The 20579-nt window shown below is 61.0% G+C and carries 21 protein-coding genes, 1 other RNA gene and 1 pseudogene; 9 read left to right on the top strand and 14 right to left on the bottom strand.

The genetic code is table 11. From position 1 onward, the window contains the following. Window position 1 precedes the first annotated feature (1 nt). The gene (locus KGB28_RS07785) at window positions 2–451 is read left to right on the top strand and encodes an NfeD family protein (protein ID WP_223443916.1); all 450 of its coding nucleotides are present in this window, start codon (window positions 2–4) and stop codon (window positions 449–451) included. 68 nt (window positions 452–519) lie between these two features. After that, entirely contained in the window at window positions 520–837 is a 318-nt protein-coding gene (locus tag KGB28_RS07780) for a DUF2388 domain-containing protein (protein WP_056726402.1), read from the top strand. Between the two features lie 195 nt (window positions 838–1032). Here the strand turns inward: KGB28_RS07780 and gcvP are convergent, their stop codons facing one another. The 10 genes and pseudogenes from gcvP to KGB28_RS07730 form a co-directional block, all read right to left on the bottom strand. Beyond that, complete coding sequence (gcvP, locus tag KGB28_RS07775; protein WP_223443914.1) at window positions 1033–3906, bottom strand: aminomethyl-transferring glycine dehydrogenase; 2874 nt, start codon at window positions 3904–3906, stop codon at window positions 1033–1035. 256 nt (window positions 3907–4162) lie between these two features. Then, window positions 4163–4546 (bottom strand): glycine cleavage system protein GcvH, encoded by a 384-nt coding sequence (gene gcvH, locus KGB28_RS07770; protein WP_150716298.1) that lies wholly within the window; start codon window positions 4544–4546, stop codon window positions 4163–4165. Window positions 4547–4594: 48 nt separating this feature from the next. After that, window positions 4595–5677 carry a glycine cleavage system aminomethyltransferase GcvT gene (gcvT, locus tag KGB28_RS07765; protein ID WP_223443909.1) on the bottom strand — a complete coding sequence of 361 codons (1083 nt, stop codon included), beginning with the start codon at window positions 5675–5677 and terminating at the stop codon, window positions 4595–4597. A gap of 156 nt (window positions 5678–5833) precedes the next feature. Then, a complete protein-coding gene (locus KGB28_RS07760; RefSeq protein WP_150724964.1) occupies window positions 5834–7450 on the bottom strand; it encodes an ABC transporter permease in 1617 nt (538 codons plus the stop codon). 138 nt (window positions 7451–7588) lie between these two features. Next, window positions 7589–8593, bottom strand: a complete 1005-nt coding sequence (locus tag KGB28_RS07755) for an extracellular solute-binding protein (protein ID WP_223443907.1) — start codon at window positions 8591–8593, stop codon at window positions 7589–7591. Window positions 8594–8841: 248 nt separating this feature from the next. Continuing rightward, window positions 8842–10059 carry a 2-octaprenyl-3-methyl-6-methoxy-1,4-benzoquinol hydroxylase gene (locus KGB28_RS07750; protein WP_223443936.1) on the bottom strand — a complete coding sequence of 406 codons (1218 nt, stop codon included), beginning with the start codon at window positions 10057–10059 and terminating at the stop codon, window positions 8842–8844. A gap of 9 nt (window positions 10060–10068) precedes the next feature. Continuing rightward, a pseudogene (locus KGB28_RS07745) lies at window positions 10069–10192 on the bottom strand (tetrameric acyl-CoA thioesterase); the annotation flags it as partial. Between the two features lie 27 nt (window positions 10193–10219). Continuing rightward, window positions 10220–11407 carry a 2-octaprenyl-6-methoxyphenyl hydroxylase gene (gene ubiH, locus KGB28_RS07740; protein ID WP_223443905.1) on the bottom strand — a complete coding sequence of 396 codons (1188 nt, stop codon included), beginning with the start codon at window positions 11405–11407 and terminating at the stop codon, window positions 10220–10222. Continuing rightward, complete coding sequence (gene pepP, locus KGB28_RS07735) at window positions 11404–12738, bottom strand: Xaa-Pro aminopeptidase (RefSeq protein ID WP_150724960.1); 1335 nt, start codon at window positions 12736–12738, stop codon at window positions 11404–11406. Before pepP ends, ubiH begins: the two co-directional genes overlap by 4 nt. Window positions 12739–12765: 27 nt before the next feature. Continuing rightward, window positions 12766–13323, bottom strand: a complete 558-nt coding sequence (locus KGB28_RS07730) for a YecA family protein (protein ID WP_150724959.1) — start codon at window positions 13321–13323, stop codon at window positions 12766–12768. A 212-nt stretch (window positions 13324–13535) separates the two neighbouring features. Here KGB28_RS07730 and KGB28_RS07720 point away from each other — a divergent pair, with 212 nt between their 5' ends. The 4 genes from KGB28_RS07720 to KGB28_RS07705 all read left to right on the top strand — a co-directional run bounded on the left by KGB28_RS07720 (window position 13536) and on the right by KGB28_RS07705 (window position 14960). Then, a complete protein-coding gene (locus tag KGB28_RS07720; RefSeq protein ID WP_007982902.1) occupies window positions 13536–13745 on the top strand; it encodes a TIGR02449 family protein in 210 nt (69 codons plus the stop codon). Then, a complete protein-coding gene (locus KGB28_RS07715) occupies window positions 13742–14059 on the top strand; it encodes a cell division protein ZapA (RefSeq protein ID WP_223443904.1) in 318 nt (105 codons plus the stop codon). The genes KGB28_RS07720 and KGB28_RS07715 overlap by 4 nt, the downstream gene beginning before the upstream one ends. A 30-nt stretch (window positions 14060–14089) precedes the next feature. Further along, a non-coding RNA gene (gene ssrS / locus KGB28_RS07710) (6S RNA) lies at window positions 14090–14268 on the top strand. 86 nt (window positions 14269–14354) lie between these two features. Next, window positions 14355–14960, top strand: a complete 606-nt coding sequence (locus KGB28_RS07705; protein WP_150724958.1) for a 5-formyltetrahydrofolate cyclo-ligase — start codon at window positions 14355–14357, stop codon at window positions 14958–14960. Window positions 14961–14995: 35 nt separating this feature from the next. On the opposite strand, the gene KGB28_RS07700 is transcribed toward KGB28_RS07705, so the two are convergent. Then, window positions 14996–15151, bottom strand: a complete 156-nt coding sequence (locus tag KGB28_RS07700) for a hypothetical protein (RefSeq protein ID WP_007982896.1) — start codon at window positions 15149–15151, stop codon at window positions 14996–14998. 195 nt (window positions 15152–15346) lie between these two features. Here KGB28_RS07700 and KGB28_RS07695 point away from each other — a divergent pair, with 195 nt between their 5' ends. Then, entirely contained in the window at window positions 15347–15799 is a 453-nt protein-coding gene (locus tag KGB28_RS07695; protein WP_223443903.1) for an EVE domain-containing protein, read from the top strand. A 142-nt stretch (window positions 15800–15941) separates the two neighbouring features. Here KGB28_RS07695 and KGB28_RS07690 read toward each other — a convergent pair whose 3' ends face one another. Next, window positions 15942–16349 (bottom strand): flagellar basal body-associated protein FliL, encoded by a 408-nt coding sequence (locus KGB28_RS07690; RefSeq protein ID WP_032829534.1) that lies wholly within the window; start codon window positions 16347–16349, stop codon window positions 15942–15944. Between the two features lie 150 nt (window positions 16350–16499). Here KGB28_RS07690 and KGB28_RS07685 point away from each other — a divergent pair, with 150 nt between their 5' ends. Further along, the gene (locus KGB28_RS07685) at window positions 16500–17477 is read left to right on the top strand and encodes an NADPH:quinone oxidoreductase family protein (RefSeq protein WP_223443902.1); all 978 of its coding nucleotides are present in this window, start codon (window positions 16500–16502) and stop codon (window positions 17475–17477) included. Window positions 17478–17523: 46 nt separating this feature from the next. Here KGB28_RS07685 and KGB28_RS07680 read toward each other — a convergent pair whose 3' ends face one another. Beyond that, the gene (locus KGB28_RS07680; protein WP_317853293.1) at window positions 17524–18120 is read right to left on the bottom strand and encodes an energy transducer TonB; all 597 of its coding nucleotides are present in this window, start codon (window positions 18118–18120) and stop codon (window positions 17524–17526) included. A 344-nt stretch (window positions 18121–18464) separates the two neighbouring features. Between KGB28_RS07680 and glpT the strand changes: the two genes are divergently transcribed. Continuing rightward, complete coding sequence (gene glpT / locus KGB28_RS07675) at window positions 18465–19814, top strand: glycerol-3-phosphate transporter (protein ID WP_223443899.1); 1350 nt, start codon at window positions 18465–18467, stop codon at window positions 19812–19814. Here the strand turns inward: glpT and KGB28_RS07670 are convergent. Beyond that, window positions 19790–20458: a gamma-glutamylcyclotransferase gene (locus KGB28_RS07670; RefSeq protein WP_223443898.1), complete on the bottom strand. Its 669-nt coding sequence runs from the start codon at window positions 20456–20458 to the stop codon at window positions 19790–19792. The two genes, glpT and KGB28_RS07670, sit on opposite strands and share 25 nt — an antisense overlap. Window positions 20459–20579: the final 121 nt, after the last annotated feature.

Genomic DNA, 20579 nt, shown 5'->3' with positions numbered 1-20579 from the left:
CATGTGGGCATTTTTGCAGCACCTTTCGTTCTGGGACTGGTTGGCGCTGGGCACGGTGCTGTTGATTCTTGAAGTGTTCGGCGCTGGCGGTTACCTGCTGTGGATCGGCATGGCCGCGGCAGCCGTGGGCGTCTTGATCTTCCTGCTGCCGGACCTGTCCTGGGAATGGCAGTTTCTATTGTTCAGCCTGCTGTCGATCACCACCGCGTTGTACTGGTGGCGGCGTCAGCGCACGGCGGCGCGTCCGAGCGATCAGCCGCACCTGAATCTGCGCGGCCAGGAACTGGTCGGCAAGACCTTCGTGGTGCATGAAGCGATTGTCGACGGTCGCGGCAAGATCAAGGTGGCCGACGGCGTGTGGATGGCCCGCGGACCGGACGCCGCCATTGGCAGCCGCGTGCGGGTGGTCGGCCAGCAAGGCGCGATCCTGCTGGTCGAAGTAGAGGAATAGGCAACCACGGAACTCGATTGGGGGTTGGCAATCCAACCGCGTAGTCAACCCAGTGGAGTCACCCTGTCATGCGTTTCAAACTTGCTGTCGCTACCGTCGCGCTGTTGTCCCTGCCTGTCGGTTCGGCGATGGCCGATACTTTTTGGCGTAACGTTCTTACGTCCGGTGCAACCACCGGTTCGAGCTATCTGACATCCAAGGATAACAAGCTGGTCGTCGCGGCCCAGGACGATGCCAGCAGCTTCGTCGCCAGTGATGGCAGTATCCGCGGTCCGTACCTGGAAGCAGCCATGCAGAAAGTCCGCGCCGACAACCCTGGCCTGCAAGCCACGGACATGGAGCTGGCGAACGCGATCCTGGCGAAGAATGCCGTGGCTTCTGAATAAGCGTTGCGAATGAAAAATGCCGCTCACATGAGCGGCATTTTTTTGCCTTGCGAACACAGGTCCAAGGTTCACCGAGTCCCCCCTGTGGGAGCGGGCTTGCTCGCGAAAGCGGTGGATCAGTAAAAACTTCATTGACTGTCACACCGCAATCGCAAGCAAGCTCGCTCCCACAGGGGTTATGTGCATCCTGAAATGTCAGCGATAGTCATCCACCGGCACACACGCACAAAACAGGTTCCGATCCCCATACACGTTGTCCACCCGGTTCACCACCGGCCAGTACTTGTGAGCCTTGGTGTGCGCGTCCGGCGTGACCGCTTGCACGATGCTGTACGGCCGCTCCCACACGCCGGTGATATCGGCCAACGTATGCGGCGCACCTTTCAACGGGTTTTCTTCCGCCGGCCAATTACCGTTCTGCACCTCGTTGATTTCCGCGCGGATGCTCAGCATCGCCCCGATGAACCGGTCCAGTTCCGCCTTCGATTCGCTTTCGGTCGGTTCGACCATCAGCGTCCCCGGCACCGGAAACGACATGGTCGGGGCATGGAAGCCGTAGTCCATCAGGCGCTTGGCCACGTCCTCTTCGGTAATGCCGGTCAACGCCTTGAGCGGTCGCAGGTCGAGGATGCATTCGTGGGCCACCCGCTCGTTGCGCCCGGTATAAAGAACCGGGAAAGCACCGGACAAATGCCGCGCCAGGTAATTCGCGGCGAGGATCGCCACTTCACTGGCGTCCGCCAGTTGCGGCCCCATCATCGCGATGTACATCCAGCTGATCGGCAGAATGCTTGCGCTGCCCCAGGGCGCTGCGCTGACGGCGCCATTTTGCGGGTGCGGCCCGTCGATCGGCACTACCGGATGGTTGGCCACGAATGGTGCCAGATGCGCCCGAACACCAATCGGCCCCATGCCCGGCCCACCGCCGCCATGGGGAATGCAGAAGGTCTTGTGCAGGTTCATGTGCGAGACATCGGCACCAATGTCGGCCGGCCGCGCCAATCCGACCTGGGCGTTGAGGTTGGCGCCATCCATGTACACCTGACCGCCATGCTGGTGGATCACTTCACAGATTTCGCTGATGCCTTCCTCATACACGCCATGGGTCGAAGGATAGGTCGCCATCAGGCAGGCGAGTTTGTCTGCGGCCTGCGCGGCTTTTTCCTTGAGGTCATCCAGGTCGACGTTGCCCGCCTCGTCACACTCGACGATCACCACGCGCATCCCGGCCATTTGCGCCGACGCGGGATTGGTGCCATGAGCCGACGAAGGAATCAGGCAGATATCGCGGCCGCCCTGTTGCCGGCTCTCATGGTATTTGCGGATCGCCAGCAGCCCGGCGTATTCGCCCTGGGCACCGGAGTTGGGTTGCATGCAGATCGCGTCGAAACCGGTGATCGCACACAACCAGCGCTCCAGCTCTTCGATCATCAGCCCATAACCGGCAGCCTGTTCCTTGGGCACGAACGGGTGCAGGTTGGCGAACTGCGGCCAGGTAATCGGGATCATCTCGCTGGTGGCGTTGAGCTTCATGGTGCAGGAGCCCAGCGGGATCATCGATTGATTGAGCGCCAGATCCTTGTTTTCCAGTTGCTTGAGGTAGCGCAGCATCTCGGTTTCGCTGTGATGGGCGCTGAACACAGGATGACGCAGATAAGGCGAAGTTCGCGCCAACCTTTCGGGAATTCCGCCAGGCAAGACCTCTGCATCCAGGTCATCGATGCTGAGCCCGTGATCGGCCCCCAGGAACACGTCGAACAGCTTCGCCACGGTGCCTTCGTCACAGGTCTCGTCGAGGCTCAGGCCAAGTTGGCCGCGCCCGAGAATGCGCAGGTTGATCTGCACGGCCCGGGCACTTTCGATGATGGCGGTCTGGGCTCCGCCGACTTCCAGGGTCAGGGTGTCGAAGAAGTGCCGGTTGACCCGGGTGATACCGTTGCGCTCAAGCCCGGTGGCCAGGATGCAGGTCAGCCGATGAACCCGCTGGGCGATCCGCTTCAGCCCTTCGGGGCCGTGATAGACCGCATAGAAACTGGCGATATTGGCCAGCAGCACCTGGGCTGTGCAGATGTTGGAGTTGGCCTTCTCCCGGCGGATGTGTTGCTCGCGGGTTTGCAGGGCCATGCGCAGGGCGATGTTGCCCCGTGCATCTTTCGAAACACCGATGATCCGCCCGGGAATTGCCCGTTTGTATTCATCGCGGCTGGCAAAAAATGCCGCGTGCGGCCCGCCGTAACCCATGGGCACGCCAAATCGCTGGGACGAGCCGAACACCACATCGGCCCCCAGTTCACCCGGCGGGGTCAGCAACAACAGGCTCAGCAAATCCGTGGCGACACAGGCCAGGGCCTGTTGCGCGTGCAGGTGATCGATCAGTGGCCGCAGGTCGTGGATTTCACCGTGGGTGTCGGGATATTGCAGCAGCGCGCCGAACACCTGGTGCTGCTTCAAGTTATCCACAGCGTCGACGATCAGCTCGAAGCCGAAACCTTCAGCGCGGGTCTGCACCACGGAAATGGTTTGCGGGTGGCAGTTTTCGTCGACAAAGAACAGGTTGCTTTTGGACTTGGCGACCCGCTTGGCCAGGGCCATGGCTTCCGCCGCGGCGGTGGCTTCATCGAGCAGCGAGGCATTGGCCAGCTCCAGGCCGGTCAGGTCGATGGTCAGTTGCTGGAAGTTCAGCAGCGCTTCGAGCCGCCCTTGGGCGATCTCTGGCTGATAGGGGGTGTACGCGGTGTACCAGCCGGGATTTTCCAGCACATTACGCACAATGACCGCCGGTGTAAGGGTGCCGTGGTAGCCCATGCCGATCAGGCTGGTCCAGACCTGGTTCTGCTCGGCATAACCGCGCAGTTTGGCCAGCGCGGCCTCTTCATCGAGTGCCGGGGGCAGGTCCAGCGCCCGGTTGAGGCGGATGCCCGGCGGCACCGTTTGCTCGATCAATTCGACCCGACTGCCCAGGCCGAGGCTGTCGAGCATCGCCTGTTGCTCGGCGGCATCGGGCCCGAGGTGGCGGCGCAGAAAGGCATTGGGGTCGCGTAACTGGCTCAGGGACGGCAATTGGGACATGACGGGCTCTCTCTTGACTGGCGCTCAGCGTCGATGCAACACGGTCAAACCAGCATAGCAGCCACTCTGTAGGAGCGAGCTTGCTCCGGGCGGCGATCCGACGATGACCCCGAGCGCGCCGCGGGGTCTCAGGTTGCAGCGTTATCGTTAACGACCATCGTCGGAACGCCGCCCGGAACAAGCTCGCTCCTACAAGGGAAATTCGCCAGACAACAAAAAGCCCCGACGAGTCGGGGCTTTGGATGACGCTGAAGGCTTATTCGCCGATGGCGGCCTTGTAGCCAGCGGCATCCAGCAGTTTTTCCAGCTCGGCGGTGTTGCTTGGCTTGAGCTTGAAGATCCACGCGCCGTACGGATCGGAGTTGAGCAGCTCAGGCTCACCGCTCAGCGCTTCATTGACGGCGATCACTTCACCGCTGATCGGTGCATAAATGTCGGAAGCGGCTTTAACCGATTCAACGACACCCGACTGATCACCGGCAGCAAACACGTTGCCGACTTCAGTCAGCTCGACAAACACCACGTCACCCAGCGCTTCCTGCGCGTGATCGCTGATGCCCACGGTGACGGTGCCATCGGCTTCCAGACGTGCCCATTCGTGACTTTCGGCAAAACGCAGGTCGGCAGGGATATCGCTCATGTTCTGTGTCCTCAGGAAATGGTCGGCGGTCATGCCCGCCAGAAAAGGTTAGATCAAGGTTTTGCCGTGGCGTACGAAGGTCGGTTTGACCACCCGGACCGGGTACCACTTGCCACGGATTTCCACTTCAGCGCGGTCGGCTGTTGCCATCGGCACGCGCGCCAGTGCAATCGACTTGCTTAGCGTAGGAGAGAAACTACCACTGGTGATCTCCCCTTCGCCAACATCGGCGATGCGGACCACCTGATGAGCGCGCAAAACACCGCGCTCCTCAAGGACCAGACCGACCAGTTTGTGCTGCACGCCGGCGGCCTGCTCGGCTTCCAGCGCCTTGCGCCCGATGAACTGCCGGGTGGCGGGTTCCCAGGCAATGCTCCAGGCCATATTGGAGGCCAAGGGGGAAATATCCTGCTGGATGTCCTGACCGTAAAGGTTCATGCCGGCTTCGACCCGCAAGGTATCCCGCGCGCCGAGGCCGATGGGAGAAATCCCGGCACCGACCAGATCGTTGAAAAAGCCTGGCGCCTGATCGGCCGGCAGAATGATTTCCAGGCCGTCTTCACCGGTATACCCGGTGCGTGCGATGAACCAGTCACCATCGGACAGGCCTTCGAAGGGCTTGAGGAGCTGGATCAGGTTGCCGCGGGACTGGCTGACCAGTTCGGCAATTTTTTGCCGGGCGTGGGGGCCCTGGATGGCCAGCATCGCCAACTCGGAACGCTCGCGAAGTTGCACGTCGAAACCGTCGAGATGCGCTTGCATCCAGGCCATGTCCTGATCGCGGGTGGAGGCATTGACCACCAGGCGATAACCCTCATCGAGACGATAGACGATCATGTCGTCGACGATCCCGCCCTGCTCGTTGAGCATGGTGCTGTACAACGCACGGCCGGGGCTGTGCAGGCGTTCGACATCATTGGCCAGCAAATGCCGGAGCCAGGCTTTGGCCTGGGCGCCGCCGACATCGATTACGGTCATGTGGGATACATCGAAGACACCGCAATCGCGGCGCACCTGATGGTGCTCCTCGACCTGCGATCCATAATGCAGAGGCATGTCCCAACCGCCAAAATCGACCATCTTCGCGCCGAGTGCGAGATGAAGGTCATACAGAGGCGTACGCTGTCCCATGGGTTTCTCCTTCCGGGCGTGGCGAAGGCGCGGGCAGGTGCTGTACGGACTGAATGCCTTGTAACAAAGGGCCTTCAGCCGATTTCAACTACCTGGTCTGTCAGACGGACCGCACCGAATGCCGCGCATTGTAGCCGCAAGGTGTAGGACTGACACCTAGCTGTTTCGATGTGCTGAACGCCGGATCAATCCGATGACCGGTAACAGCCCGACCAGCACCAGTGTCAACGCCGGCAAAGACGCCCGTGCCCATTCGCCTTCGCTGGTCATTTCGAAGATTCGCACCGCCAGCGTGTCCCAGCCAAACGGGCGCATCAGCAAGGTCGCGGGCATTTCCTTGAGCACGTCGACGAACACCAGCAGCGCGGCGCTCAACGTGCCGGGTAGCAATAATGGCAGATACACTTTGAAAAACAGTCGTGGCCCACTGACGCCAAGGCTACGTGCCGCTTCGGGCAAAGATGGCCGTATACGCGCCAGACTGCTTTCCAGTGGCCCGAAGGCCACCGCAATGAAGCGCACCAGATAGGCCAGCAGCAACGCCGACAGACTGCCCAGCAGCAGCGGCTTACCCGCGCCACCGAGCCAGCTCGAGAGCGGGATCACCAGTTCGCGATCCAGGTAACTGAACGCCAGCATGATCGACACCGCCAGCACCGAACCGGGCAAGGCATAACCCAGATTGGCCAGACTGACCCCGGAACGAATGACCCGGGTGGGCGCCAATCGTCGGGCAAACGCCAGTAACAAGGCGACGCTGACGGTGATCAACGCCGCCATCGCACCCAGGTACAAGGTATGGACGATCAACCCGGTGTAACGCTCGTCGAGATCGAAGCGCCCGCGCAGCCAGAACCACACCACCAATTGCAGCATCGGGATAACGAAAGCGCAGGCGAACACCAGACCGCACCACGTCGTGGCCGCCAGTGCCTTGACGCCTCGCAGGTGATACAGCGCCTTGACCCGAGGTCGCTCGTTGCTCGCCCGGTTGGCCCCACGGGCACGTCGCTCGCCGTAGAGCACGAGCATCACCACCAGCAGCAACAGGCTGGCCAGTTGCGCGGCGGACGACAGGCTGAAAAAACCGTACCAGGTCTTGTAGATGGCGGTGGTGAAGGTATCGAAGTTGAACACCGACACTGCGCCGAAGTCTGCCAGGGTTTCCATCAGCGCCAATGCCACGCCCGCGCCAATGGCTGGTCGCGCCATGGGCAACGCCACCCGCCAGAACGCTTGCCAGGGCGATTGGCCAAGGACTCGCGCGGCTTCCATCAGGCCTTTGCCTTGGGCGAGGAAGGCGGTGCGGGCCAGCAGATAGACATAGGGATAGAAAACCAGCACCAGCACCACAATCACGCCGCCCGTGGAACGCACGCGTGGCAGGCGCAGACCACTGCCAAACCATTCGCGCAGCAGGGTTTGCACGGGGCCGGCAAAATCCAGCAGGCCGACGAAGACGAAGGCCAGCACATAGGCCGGGATCGCGAAGGGCAGCATCAGCGCCCAGTCCAGCCAGCGCCGGCCGGGGAATTCGCAAAGACTGGTGAGCCAAGCCAGGCTGACACCCAGGACTGTCACGCCGACACCGACGCCTAGCACCAGGGTCAGGGTATTGCCCAGCAAACGCGGCATCTGTGTGTCCCAGAGATGGGACCAGATTTGTTGATCGATGGTTTGCCAGGAAAGCAGCAGGACACTCAGGGGCAACAGGACCAGCGCAGCGATGGCGAAGACGACTGGATACCAGCGGCGTTGGGCGGGATGAGCCAAGGAAAATCTCTCGCGAAATTTTGAAGTGTAGAGAAAACGCAAAAAGATCGCAGCCTCCGGCAGCCCCTACATTGGGTTGGTGATCAACCTGTAGGAGCTGCCGGAGGCTGCGATCTTTTGACCTTTAAAACAGCAGGCTCAGTTCCAGCCAGCCTTGTCCATCAAGCGAATCGCTTCGGCCTGACGCTTGCCGGCGATTTCCACAGGCAAGGTATCAGCGATGAACTTGCCCCATGCGGCGACTTCAGCCGATGGCTGCACGGCCGGGTTCGCCGGGAACTCCTGGTTCACGTCGGCAAAGATCTTCTGTGCTTCAGGGGTGGTCATCCACTCCACCAGGGCCTTGGCCGCTTCCGGGTGTGGCGCGTGTTGTGTCAGGCCGATACCCGACAGGTTGATGTGTACGCCACGGTCAGCCTGGTTCGGCCAGAACAGTTTCACCGGCAGGTCTGGCTTCTGCTTGTGCAGGCGGCCGTAGTAGTAGGTGTTGACGATACCGACGTCGCACTGGCCGGCATTGATCGCTTCCAGCACGGCTGTGTCGTCGGAGAACACGTCAGTGGAGAGGTTCTTGACCCAACCCTTGAGGATTTCCTCGGTCTTCCCGGCGCCGTGCACTTCGATCATGGTCGCGGTCAGGGACTGGTTGTAGACCTTCTTCGCCGTGCGCAGGCACAGGCGGCCTTCCCATTGCTTGTCGGACAGCGCTTCGTAGGTGGTCAGTTCACCCGGCTTAACCCGATCAGTGGAATAGGCAATGGTCCGCGCCCGCAGGCTCAGGCCGGTCCAGGCATGGGAGGCGGCCCGGTACTGCAGCGGAATGTTGGCGTCGATGGTTTTCGAGGTGAACGGCTGGAGGATGCCCATCTGCTCGGCTTGCCAGAGGTTGCCGGCATCGACGGTGAGCAGCAGGTCGGCCGGCGTATTCGCGCCCTCGGCCTTGAGCCGCTGCATCAGTGGCGCTTCCTTGTCGGTGATGAACTTCACCTTCACGCCGGTCTTGGCGGTGTAGGCATCGAATACTGGCTTGATCAGCTCGTCGATACGCGAGGAGTAGACCACCACCTCGTCAGCGGCCTGGGCGGCGGTGCTGCCGATCAGGGTCAAGGCCAGTGCAGTCAGTAGACGCTTCGGTGCCAACATGGGAGCGGTCTCTCGATTGAAAAATGAGGACAAATGATAAGGACTCACATTTAGCTTCTCAATCGAACCTGGCAGCGGAGGAGTTACCAGATGTTGCTTGAGCTGGAATATGAGGTGACTGGGCTGCCGCCATCGCGAGCAAGCTCGCTCCCACAGGGTTCTCCAGCGTTCACACAAATTGCATTAACACCTGAATTCCTGTGGGAGCGAGCTTGCTCGCGATGGGGCCTTTAACCTCAACAAAAATCTCAGGGCTTGGCAAGCGTCGGCAAATCCCCGGTCAACCCCAGCGCTTCACGCACGAACAGCGCCTTGGCTTCCGGCATTTTCTCGACCATTTTCAACCCGGTATTACGTAACCAGCGCACCGGCAACGGATCGGCCTGGAACAATCGCTCGAAGCCTTCCATCGCCGCCATCAGCGCCAGGTTGTGGGGCATGCGTCGACGCTCGTAACGGCTGAGGACCTTCACATCCGCCAGGCGTTCGCCACGTGTTGCCGCTTGCAGCAACACTTCGGCCAGCACGGCGGCATCGAGGAATCCGAGATTCACTCCCTGCCCGGCCAACGGGTGAATGGTGTGGGCGGCATCACCGATCAATGCCAGGCCTTCAGCCACATAACGCTTGGCATGCCGCTGGCGCAGAGGCACACACAGGCGCGGATCGGCGCTCAGTACCTCGCCGAGCCGACCTTCAAAGGCCCGCTCCAGTTCCTTGCAGAAACCTTGCTCATCCATCGCCATCAGGCGTTCGGCTTCGCCGGGTGTGGTCGACCAGACGATCGAACACCAATCCTGTTGGCCGTCGCGCTCAAGAGGCAGGAACGCCAACGGACCGTTATCGGTGAAGCGCTGCCAGGCCGTCATCTGATGCGGTTTGGCGCAACGCACGCTGGTGACGATGGCATGGTGCAGATAATCCCATTCGCGAGTCGCCACACCGGCCAGGCGTCGCACCGCCGAGTTGGCGCCATCCGCCGCGATCACCAGCGGCGCGCGCAAGGTGCGGCCGTCGGCCAGGGTCAGCAGCCAGTCATCGCCGGAGCGGCGCATCTGCTCCAGGCGAGCATTGGCCAGCAACCCCAAGTCGCAATCGTGCAGGCGTTCGAGCAAGGCATCCTGGACGACGCGGTTCTCGACGATATGCCCCAGCACCTCGGCATGCACGCTGGCCGCTGAGAAGTTGATTTGCCCGGTGCCGCTGCCATCCCAGACCTGCATGTCGGTGTAGGGGCTGCTGCGCCGCCCGGCGATGCCGTCCCACACACCCAGGCGCTCGAGAATCCGCTGGCTGGCGGCCGACAAGGCGCTCACCCGCGGCTCAAACGCAGCCTGCGCGTTGAACGGTTTGACGCTCATGGGGCTGCCGTCCAGCAGCAGGACTTCCAGCCCGCTGTCCTGCAACGCCAGCGCCAGGGCGCTGCCGACCATTCCGGCCCCGACAATCAGCAGATCTGCGCGCATTTCCATGCTTTAAGCCTGTCTCTCTTGCGGCTTGAGCCGCACGTAAAGGGTTTTCCCGACTCGCGCCACCAGGTGGCAGGAGCCGTCATGAATGTCGAACCTGCAATTGCGGCAGATATTTTTTATCAATCGCGCCTTGCCGAATCGGCGGATCAGCCAGTTACGCATCCGGTCGCGTACCCAACCCCATCGCCTGCCGGGCAAACCAGCGTTTGGCCGGTGGCAGCAGATCGAGGCCGAGCAAGCCGATGTTGCGCCCCAGGGACACCAGCGGCTGGGTGCTGCCGAACAGGCGCGTGACCTGATCGGAGAAGCCCACGGTGAGGTCCTGATCGAGACGCTGGCGTTCGCGATAGGCCTGCAACGTGGCTAAGTCGCCCAATGGTTTGTCGCTGGCGAGCAAGGCATCGGCAAGGGCTTGGGTATCGCGCAGGGACAGGTTGAACCCCTGGCCGGCAATCGGATGCAGGCTGTGCGCCGCGTTGCCGAGAATCGCCAGATGCGGGCGCACCTGTTCTTCGGCCTCGACCAGTGTCAGCGGATACAGATGCCGCGCACCGACCTGTTTCAATGTGCCGAGGCGATAACCGAACACACCCTGCAACTCGCTGAGGAAGCTGCGCTCATCGAGGGCCGCCAGGCGTTGCGCGTCCATGCCCAGGCGGGTCCAGACCAGTGCGCAGCGATTATCCGGAAGCGGCAGTAACGCCATCGGGCCTTCGTCGGTGAAACGCTCGAAGGCCATGCCGTTGTGGGCTTCGCTTGGGGTGATGTTGGCGATCAGCGCGCTCTGGTTGTACGGACGCTTGCGGATGCCGATCCCCAGTTGTTCGCGCAGGCCGGAGCGGCCGCCATCGGCGAGCACCGCGAGGTCGCATTCCAGGGTGGTTTCATCGTTCAGGGTCAGGCGGTAGCCATCGGTCAAGGGCTCCATGCGGGTGACTTCCGCCGGACAACGCCAACTGATCACGTCCTTGTCCAGGCCTTGCCACAGGCATTGGCCGAGCCAAGCGTTTTCAACGACATAACCCAGCGCTGGAACACCCTCCTCCATCGCCGACAACCGCGCCGTCGAGAACCGACCACGGTCGGAAACATGAATCTGCTTGATCGGCTCGGCGCGGCGCGAGACTTCCTGCCAGACGCCCAGCCGTTGATAGATTTGCCGCGAGCCGAAGGAAAGCGCCGAAGAACGGGCATCGTAACTCGGTTGATAGCTGTCGCCAGGGGCGAACGGCTCGATCAGCACGATCTTCCAGCCTCGGGCCTTGGCGCCGGCCTGAAGCGCCAGTGCCAGGCTTGCACCAACCAGCCCGCCACCGATGATTGCCAGGTTGACTCGACTCATGCTGCCTGTGTCCGCGCGGCGGCCATCAGGGCCTCGATCTCGGCGACGGTTTTCGGCACGCCGTTCGTCAATATTTCACAGCCAGTTTTGGTGACCACTACGTCGTCCTCGATGCGCACGCCAATGCCGCGCCATTTCTTCGCAACATTCTGGTTGTCCGGGGCGATATAGATCCCCGGCTCCACGGTCAGCGCCATGCCGACTTCCAGCACACGCCACTCGCCGCCGACCTTGTATTCGCCGACGTCATGCACATCCATGCCCAGCCAATGGCCGGCGCGGTGCATGTAAAACGCCTTGTAGGCTTCGCTGGCGATCAGTTCGTCAACGTCGCCCCGCAGCAGCCCCAGCTTGACCAGCCCGGCCGTGATGACCCGGACCGTGGCCTCATGCGCCTGATTCCAGTGCTTGTTCGGGGCGATTTCGGCAAAGGCGGCTTCCTGGGAGGCCAGCACCAATTCGTAAATCGCTTTCTGTTCCGCTGAATACTTGCCGCTGACCGGAAAGGTCCGGGTGATGTCACTGGCGTAGCAGTCGATCTCGCAACCCGCGTCGATCAACACCAGATCACCGTCCTTGAGCAGCGCGTCATTCTGCTGGTAATGCAGGATGCAGCTGTTGCGCCCCGCCGCGACGATCGACCCGTAGGCCGGCATCTTCGCCCCGCCCTTGCGAAATTCGTAATCGAGCTCGGCTTCCAGGCTGAATTCGTGCAACCCGGCGCGACAGGCCTGCATTGCCCGTACGTGCGCCTGGGCGGAAATCCGCGCCGCCTCGCGCATCACTTTCACTTCTGCCGCCGATTTATACAGGCGCATGTCGTGCAGCAGATGATCCAGGGCAACGAATTCGTTCGGCGGCTGGGCACCGAGGTTGGCCTTGGAGCGGATCACGTTGATCCACTCCATCAGGTGGCGGTCGAATTCGGGGTTGCTGCCCATGGCCGAATACACCCGGTCACGGCCTTCGATCAGGCCCGGCAGGATGTCGTCGATATCAGTGATCGGAAAGGCGTCGTCGGCACCGAAATCGCGGATCGCGCCTTCCTGCCCGGCACGCAGGCCATCCCACAGCTCGCGCTCGGCGTTGCGTTCACGGCAGAACAGGATGTATTCGCCATGCACACGCCCCGGCATCAGCACCAGTACGGCCTGGGGCTCGGGAAACCCGCTGAGGTACTGGAAGTCGCTGTCCTGGCGGTAGACGTGCTCGACGTCGCGGTTACGAATGGCCACCGCGGCGGCGGGCAGGATGGCGATGCTGTTGGGTTCCATCTGCGCCATCAGGGCCTTGCGGCGACGGCTGTATTCCGATTTCGGGATATGGATCATGGGCAGATGGTTTTCCCTGTCTTACGATTAGTGCAAAGACGGTTTGGCCGCGGCCGGCACGTCTTTTTTTGTCTCGGAGAACAGCAGCAGCGGTGCGACGCGCAGGTACTCCATGACTTCCATGTAGTCGCTTTCGCCGTCTTCGGACTCCTCCAGCGCGTCTTGCACCTGGGAAATGGCCGCCAGATCCTGCAGCACTTCGGTGGCCTCGGTGCTCAGGGTGCTGCTGTCACGGCAGTTCAGGCCGAAGCCGCTGAGGAATCCCTGGCACCACTCGCCCAGTGCGGCGGCACGCTCGGTGAGCGGGGCGTCGTCGGTCGGCAAAAGCAGAACGACGGTCACGTCATCGCCGGTGAGCTCGCCTTTTACCATCGCTTGCAGGCCGATCAGGGCGTTGCGAACGTTGTCCTGCGGCTCGCTTTCGAGCAATTCGGCAGCGTCGATCAGCCAGCCTTCGGCGTCGAAACCGGCGCCAGCGCAACTGCGGCCGAGCAACAGGCCGTGCAGTTCAGCGGGCGAGACGTTGTGACCGCTGGAAGTCAGCAGGGTGGCGAAGCCTTGGTACGGGGAATTCTGAATGGTCATGGGCAGCTAGGCGCCAGACGGCGCTATGTCTAGAATGAAGGCCTTGTATCCTACATCGACTACCCCTGTAGGAGCGAGCTTGCTCGCGATGGTCGTCAACGATAACGCTGGGTACCTGACACCCTGCGGCGTTCTCAAGTTCATCGCGAGCAAGCTCGCTCCTACAGTGGTCCGCCCACTACCTCCCGTCAGACAAGAACTCAGTGGACACAATGGAAGACACCGACCTGCAAGCGCTGATGGCCAGACTCGAGCTGCTGATTACCCGAGTCGAGCAACTTAAGAGTCAAAATGGACTCTTACTAGCTCAGGAAAAGACCTGGCGCGAGGAACGCGCGCACCTCATTGAAAAAAACGAAATCGCCCGGCGTAAGGTCGAATCGATGATTTCGCGCCTCAAGGCCCTGGAGCAAGACTCATGAGTTCAAGCAATAGCGTCACCGTGCAGATCCTCGACAAAGAATATTCGATCATCTGCCCTCAGGAAGAGCGCAGTAATCTGGTCAGCGCAGCCCGTTATCTGGACGGCAAGATGCGCGAGATCCGCAGCAGCGGCAAAGTCATCGGCGCCGACCGTATCGCCGTGATGGCCGCGCTGAACATCACCCACGACCTGCTGCACAAGGAAGAACGCCCGGATATCCAGGCCGGCGGATCGACCCGCGAACAGGTGCGTGACCTGCTCGATCGCGTCGATCTGGCGCTCGCCACCGATCCGGACGTCACCAAAGGCTGATTCGCGTCGCCGCTTGCGGTATAATCCCCTCACTCCCTGGGGTGCTTGCCAGTTGGCGATGTCCCTGAGCCGATTTGCTATACCCTGGAGGTTGCACGTTGGGCTGGTGTGCATGTCCGCTAGACGGAAAGCCTTAAAGCCTACTGCATCTTCCACCTTGAACTTTCGGGTTCAAGGGCTAAGTCGACAGCGGCACATTCGGGGAGCCTGATTCCAGTCCAATGCCGGTTTTGATACCGGCATTGGCGTTTTTACGGGTACGCTTCACGTATCCGCATTGTTGAAGCCCGAATACATGACCGAACCTGCGCTGCTCCCCCGCCCGCAACTTCGACGCATGCTGCGCAAGGCCCGCCGCGCACTGACACCCAGTCAGCAGCGCCAGGCCGCTCGCGGGCTGTACAAGCAATTGGCCCAGCAACCGCTGTTCCGCCGCGCCAGACACATCTCGCTCTACCTGCCGACCGACGGTGAGATCGATCCGCACCTGTTGCTGCGCGCCGCGCAACGCCGGGGCAAAGCCACCTATCTGCCGGTGCTGAGCGCCTGGCCGCGAACCAAAATGGTGTTCCAGCGCATCCGTCCCGGGGAAAAACTCAAACCCAACCGCTTCCGCATTCTTGAACCAAGGCACAACCTCGCCCGGCAACGTAAAGTCTGGGCGCTGGATCTGGTGCTTTTACCTTTGGTGGGATTTGACGATGTCGGTGGACGCCTGGGGATGGGCGGTGGCTTCTACGACCGGAGCCTGGCCTACCTGGCGCGACGAAACGACTGGCGCAAGCCGACGCTGCTGGGGCTGGCCCATGAATGTCAGAAGGTGGCGCGATTGGCTCAGGCAAGCTGGGATGTGCCGCTGCAAGGAACGGTGACGGACAAGGCCTGGTATTACGCAGGCTAGGCGCCACTTCGATCAGTGGCGCCGAGGCAACAGGATCAGCGCTTGAAGGCTGTGGACTGTTGCTGCAATTGGGCGAGTTCGACCGGCGCATCGGTCTTGTTGGCCCACAGGCTTTGGGCATAGCCAGTGGTCACGACGCCAAGGCCAAACAAAATGACCAAAATCCATAGTAAATCCGGTTTGCGTTTCATCGATTGCCCCCCAAAGGCACATCAACACGATGACAGCAGCGGTTTCCGTTTGTAGGCCGTGCAGCAGCGTCAAGCTTTAAAGGCCGGCATTTTGCGACAACGTGAACCGCTGCGCAAATGCTGACGCCAACCGACTGTCGGTTTGTCATAAAATCGCCGACAAGCTGCCCAATCACCACGCAAGGAGCAAAAGACATGGCCTACTGGCTGATGAAATCCGAGCCCGACGAACTCTCGATCAAGGGGCTGGAAAAGCTCGGCAAAACGCGCTGGGACGGGGTTCGCAACTATCAGGCACGCAACTTCCTGCGGGCCATGGCAGTGGGTGATGAGTTCTTTTTCTATCATTCCAGCTGCCCTGAGCCGGGCATCGCCGGAATCGGCAAGATTGTCGAAGCCGCGTATCCGGACCCGACGGCGCTGGAGCCGCAGAGCCATTATTTTGACCCGAAGGCCACCCCGGACAAAAACGCCTGGAGTGCGATCGATGTCGCGCATGTCGAGACGTTTGCCCGGGTGCTGAAACTCGATTACCTGAAGCAGCAGACGGCGCTGGCCGAGTTGCCGCTGGTGCAGAAAGGCTCGCGGTTGTCGGTGATGCCGGTGACGGCGGAGCAGTGGGCGGCGGTGATTGCCTTAAAGCCTTGAGTCATTTGTTGCCTGTACCGGCCTCTTCGCGAGCAAGCCCGCTCCCACAAGGTTCTGTGGCGAACATTTGATTGTATTTCAACACAAATCCACAGTGGGAGCGGGCTTGCCCGCGAAGAGGCCGGCCCTGACAGTAGAAGAATTACTGAATGATCAGGTTGTTAAACAACAAATCCTCAACCACCGGCTTGCCGGTTTCATCGTTCATCACCTGCTGGGTCTGCTTCAACGCTTCCTGACGCAGCTTTTCCTTGGCCTCGACGTTGTTCATCGTCTCGGTGGTCTGCTGGGCGAACAGCGCGACCAATTGATTGCGGATCAACGGCTCATTGGCCTTCACCGCTTTGGCGGCCTCGTCACCGGTCACCCGCAACGCCACATCGGCCTTGTAGACCTTCAGTTTCGGCGTGCCGTCCAGCCCGTAGTTACCCACGAACGGCGGGCTCAGGGTGATGTAACTGACCTTCGGAGCTGCATCTTCTTTGGCTTCTTCGGCCACCGCTGCCACAGGCAAAGACAGGGCCAGCATCAACATGATCCACGCTTTCAAAATTCGCTCCTTATCCGGTTTGCGGCCTGGCATAACGACCCGCCGCGCAAGCACAAGCTTATGGCTGACTATCAGGGCCGGGCATGCTCGTTGACCCATCGACCCACACACCTACACTTATCGGCCATCACTCCCAAAGGAATAGCCCTGATGAAAGCCGTGCTGTGCAAAGCCTTCGGCCCTGCCGAATCGCTGGTGCTGGAAGACGTCGCCAGTCCTGTCGCGAAGAAGAACGAAATCCTGCTGGACGTGCACGCCGCCGGGGTGAATTTCCCCGACACGTTGATCATCGAGGGCAAATACCAGTTCAAGCCGCCCTTCCCGTTTTCGCCGGGTGGTGAAGCGGCCGGCGTGGTCAGCGCAGTGGGCGAAAAGGTCAGCCACTTGAAAGTCGGAGACCGAGTCATGGCCCTGACCGGCTGGGGCAGCTTTGCCGAGCAGGTTGCCGTGCCGGGCTACAACGTGTTGCCAATCCCGCCGTCCATGGACTTCAACACTGCCGCCGCCTTCAGCATGACTTACGGCACCTCGATGCATGCCCTCAAGCAGCGCGGCAACCTGCAACCGGGTGAAACCCTGCTGGTCCTCGGTGCGTCCGGCGGTGTCGGCCTGGCGGCGGTGGAAATCGGCAAAGCCATGGGCGCCCGGGTGATCGCCGCGGCCAGCAGCGCAGAGAAACTCGCCGTGGCCAAGGCCGCCGGCGCCGACGAACTGATCAACTACAGCGAAACCAGCCTGAAGGACGAAATCAAGCGCCTGACCGACGGCCAGGGTGCCGACGTGATCTACGACCCGGTGGGCGGCGACCTGTTCGACCTGGCGATCCGCGCCATCGCCTGGAACGGCCGCCTGCTGGTGGTCGGCTTCGCCAGCGGACGCATTCCCGAACTGCCGGTCAACCTGGCCTTGCTCAAGGGCGCGGCAGTGCTCGGCGTGTTCTGGGGCTCGTTCGCCCAACGCCAGCCGCAAGACAACGCGGCGAACTTCCAGCAGTTGTTTACCTGGTTTGCCGAGGGCAAGTTGAAACCGCTGGTGTCGCAGGTGTATCCGCTGAGTAATTCAGCCCAAGCCATCAATGATCTTGGCCAGCGCAAGGCGGTCGGGAAAGTGGTGGTGCAGGTTCGCTGAATCTCTCTGCAAAAAGCGCGGCCATTTAGCCGCGCTTTTTTTGCCGTCAAAGCAACACCCGAATCTCCTCCGGCAAAAACCGCACATACCGGCTCGCCGGATGTGCGTTACAGCGCTGCACAATCGAAGGGACGCTGGCATTGAGCTTGGCAATCAGCGCCAGACGCTTCTCTTCCGGCAATTGCGTCGGTGAAAGCGAGTGGGTCAGGTAACTGCGGGGCCAGCTGAAAACCGGCAGGTCCACCCACGAGGAAGTGGCGATGTTCAACGATGCCCGTGCGATAGCGCTGCATTTCAGACGCTCCAATTCCTTGTTGACGTGGAAGGGATGTTCTCTGTCCAGCCTGTATTCCATAGGTGCGACCACGATGATTTGCGCAGGCTGATCCTTGGTAATTGTCCACGGCTTGAATCGCCATTGGTTGACTGCGGCCAATGACGCCTCTTCGAGTTCGGGATGTGCACTTTGCGCAATCACGGTATTACTGACTGATCCATCGGCCTTCACAGTCATGCTGACACGCACCATGCCGGTGACACCCGCCCGATGCAGCGCCACCGGATAAACCGGCTTGGGATTATTCTCGGGTATCAGGAACACTTCCCCGGCCCTGACATCCAGGGACGCCACCAACACCACCATGCATACCCACCACCGCATGTCCCTCTCCCTTCGCCTGCAACGCCAGACCTGGCAACGGCACAAAGGTTAAAGCGCTGGGTCATTCGGCATAACGCCATGACTTCTGCTTTAAACGAAGGACCTTTCCTAAAGACCTGCCCTATTTCAGGCACATCAAGCGCCTGCTAACCAAACAGGTAACGCTTCCTACAACGCCCCTCACTTACATCTGAGCGACACGTTCATAAAGGAACGCGCGATATCCAACATTTCCGCTGTTTTGCCGATGAGAACCGGTGCTATTTTCGGTAACGAAACTGTAACATTCGTATCCGCAGTCAAAACAAGAAATCTGGAGCTCTTGAATGTTTGCTTTCTTTCGTCCTGCCGCACATCAGGCTCCATTGCCTGAAGAAAAAATAGACAGCACCTACCGACGCCTGCGCTGGCAGATTTTCGCCGGCATCTTCATTGGCTATGCCGGTTACTACCTGCTGCGCAAGAACTTCTCCCTGGCCATGCCGTACCTGATCGACGAGGGCTACTCCCGTGGTCAGCTGGGCCTGGCGATGTCCGCCATCGCGATTGCCTATGGTCTGTCGAAGTTCCTCATGGGCCTGGTGTCCGACCGTTCCAACCCGCGCTTCTTCCTGCCGTTCGGCCTGCTGGTGTCGGCTGGGGTGATGTTCGTTTTCGGTTTCGCGCCCTGGGCGACGTCCAGCGTGACCATGATGTTCATTCTGCTGTTCATCAACGGCTGGGCCCAGGGCATGGGTTGGCCGCCGAGTGGCCGGACCATGGTGCACTGGTGGTCGCAGAAGGAACGTGGCGGCGTGGTGTCCGTGTGGAACGTGGCGCACAACGTCGGCGGCGGCCTGATCGGCCCGTTGTTCCTGCTCGGCATGGGCCTGTTCAATGACTGGCACGCCGCGTTCTACGTGCCGGCAGCCGTGGCGCTGGCAGTAGCGGTGTTTGCCTTTGTGACCATGCGCGACACCCCGCAATCGGTTGGCCTGCCGCCGATCGAGCAATACAAGAACGACTACCCGGAAGGCTACGACGCCAGCCACGAAGAGGAATTCAGCGCCAAGGAAATCTTCGTCAAATACGTGCTGCGCAACAAAATGCTCTGGTACATCGCCCTGGCCAACGTCTTTGTCTATCTGCTGCGCTACGGCGTGCTGGACTGGGCGCCGACCTACCTCAAGGAAGCCAAGGGTTTCACCGTGGATAAAACCTCGTGGGCGTACTTCTTCTACGAGTGGGCAGGTATTCCGGGCACGCTGCTGTGCGGCTGGATGTCGGACAAGATCTTCCGTGGCAACCGTGGCCTGACCGGCATGGTGTTCATGGCGCTGGTGACGGTCGCGACGCTGGTTTACTGGCTCAACCCGGCCGGCAATCCGATGGTCGACATGATCGCGCTGCTTTCCATTGGCTTCCTGATCTACGGCCCGGTGATGCTGATCGGCCTGCAGGCGCTGGAACTGGCACCGAAGAAAGCTGCCGGTACGGCGGCGGGCTTTACCGGTCTGTTCGGTTACTTGGGCGGTTCGGTCGCGGCCAGTGCAGCGATGGGCTACACCGTGGACCATTTCGGCTGGGACGGCGGTTTCGTGTTGCTGGTCGGCGCCTGCCTGCTGGCGATGGCCTTCCTGGCCCCGACGCTACGGCACAAACAAATCGCCAGTCAGGGCCGCGAAGCACTCGCTTGATCGGCCGTTGATTTACAGCGCTTGAGTCGCGCCTCCAGATTCCGGTCTGGCATGGCGTGGCTGCGCAGGGCGTGCGCGGTCTGCTCGACATAGTCGCGAGTGGTGCCGTAGCGCCCGCAGGCGTTTTCGAACACATGGCTCAGCACATGGTCCGGCAAGTTGCCGGCATAGCTGGGCAGATGTCGCTCCAGAACGAATCCCAATGCCTGAACCTGGCTGCCATCTTCGAGACGGCAGTTGAGCCAGTGCGGGCGGTAGGAAGGGAAAGGCATCTCGCGCTGCCAAAGTGCGTACAGCGAGGCTTCGAGTTGCTCTTCGGGCAAGCGATAGGCGAAACCGCTGCAAGAACCGCCGCGATCCAGGCCAAACACCAGGCCGGGCATTTCCGGTGTGCCACGATGTTCGTGGGACCACAGGTACAACCCGCGATGATAGCCATGCACCCGGCCGCGAACTCGCTCAACCGCCGTGCATTCAGGGCGCCAGATCAGCGAACCATACGCAAACAACCAGACCGGCCCACCCTTGTGGCGCGCCATGGTCGACTGCATCGAGCTGAGCAATTGTTCGTGCGTGAGCTGCGGCCCCAGATCGAGCCGCGGAGGATAAGCCAGATTCAAAAAAGCAGATTCAATGGCGCTCATGGCGAATAGCGTTCAGCTCCCCGCGGGTGAAGAATTACTTAATAGAACGCACAGCTGTAACAATAAGGCACATAAGTTTTAAGGCAATTTGAATGCCATGGCACCGGACTTATTTAAATGC

This window comes from Pseudomonas sp. BF-R-19 (genome assembly GCF_019956445.1).
In the GTDB taxonomy this organism is placed as follows: Bacteria; Pseudomonadota; Gammaproteobacteria; order Pseudomonadales; family Pseudomonadaceae; genus Aquipseudomonas; species Aquipseudomonas fluorescens_BH.
This window is presented reverse-complemented; position numbering and strand designations above follow the sequence as displayed.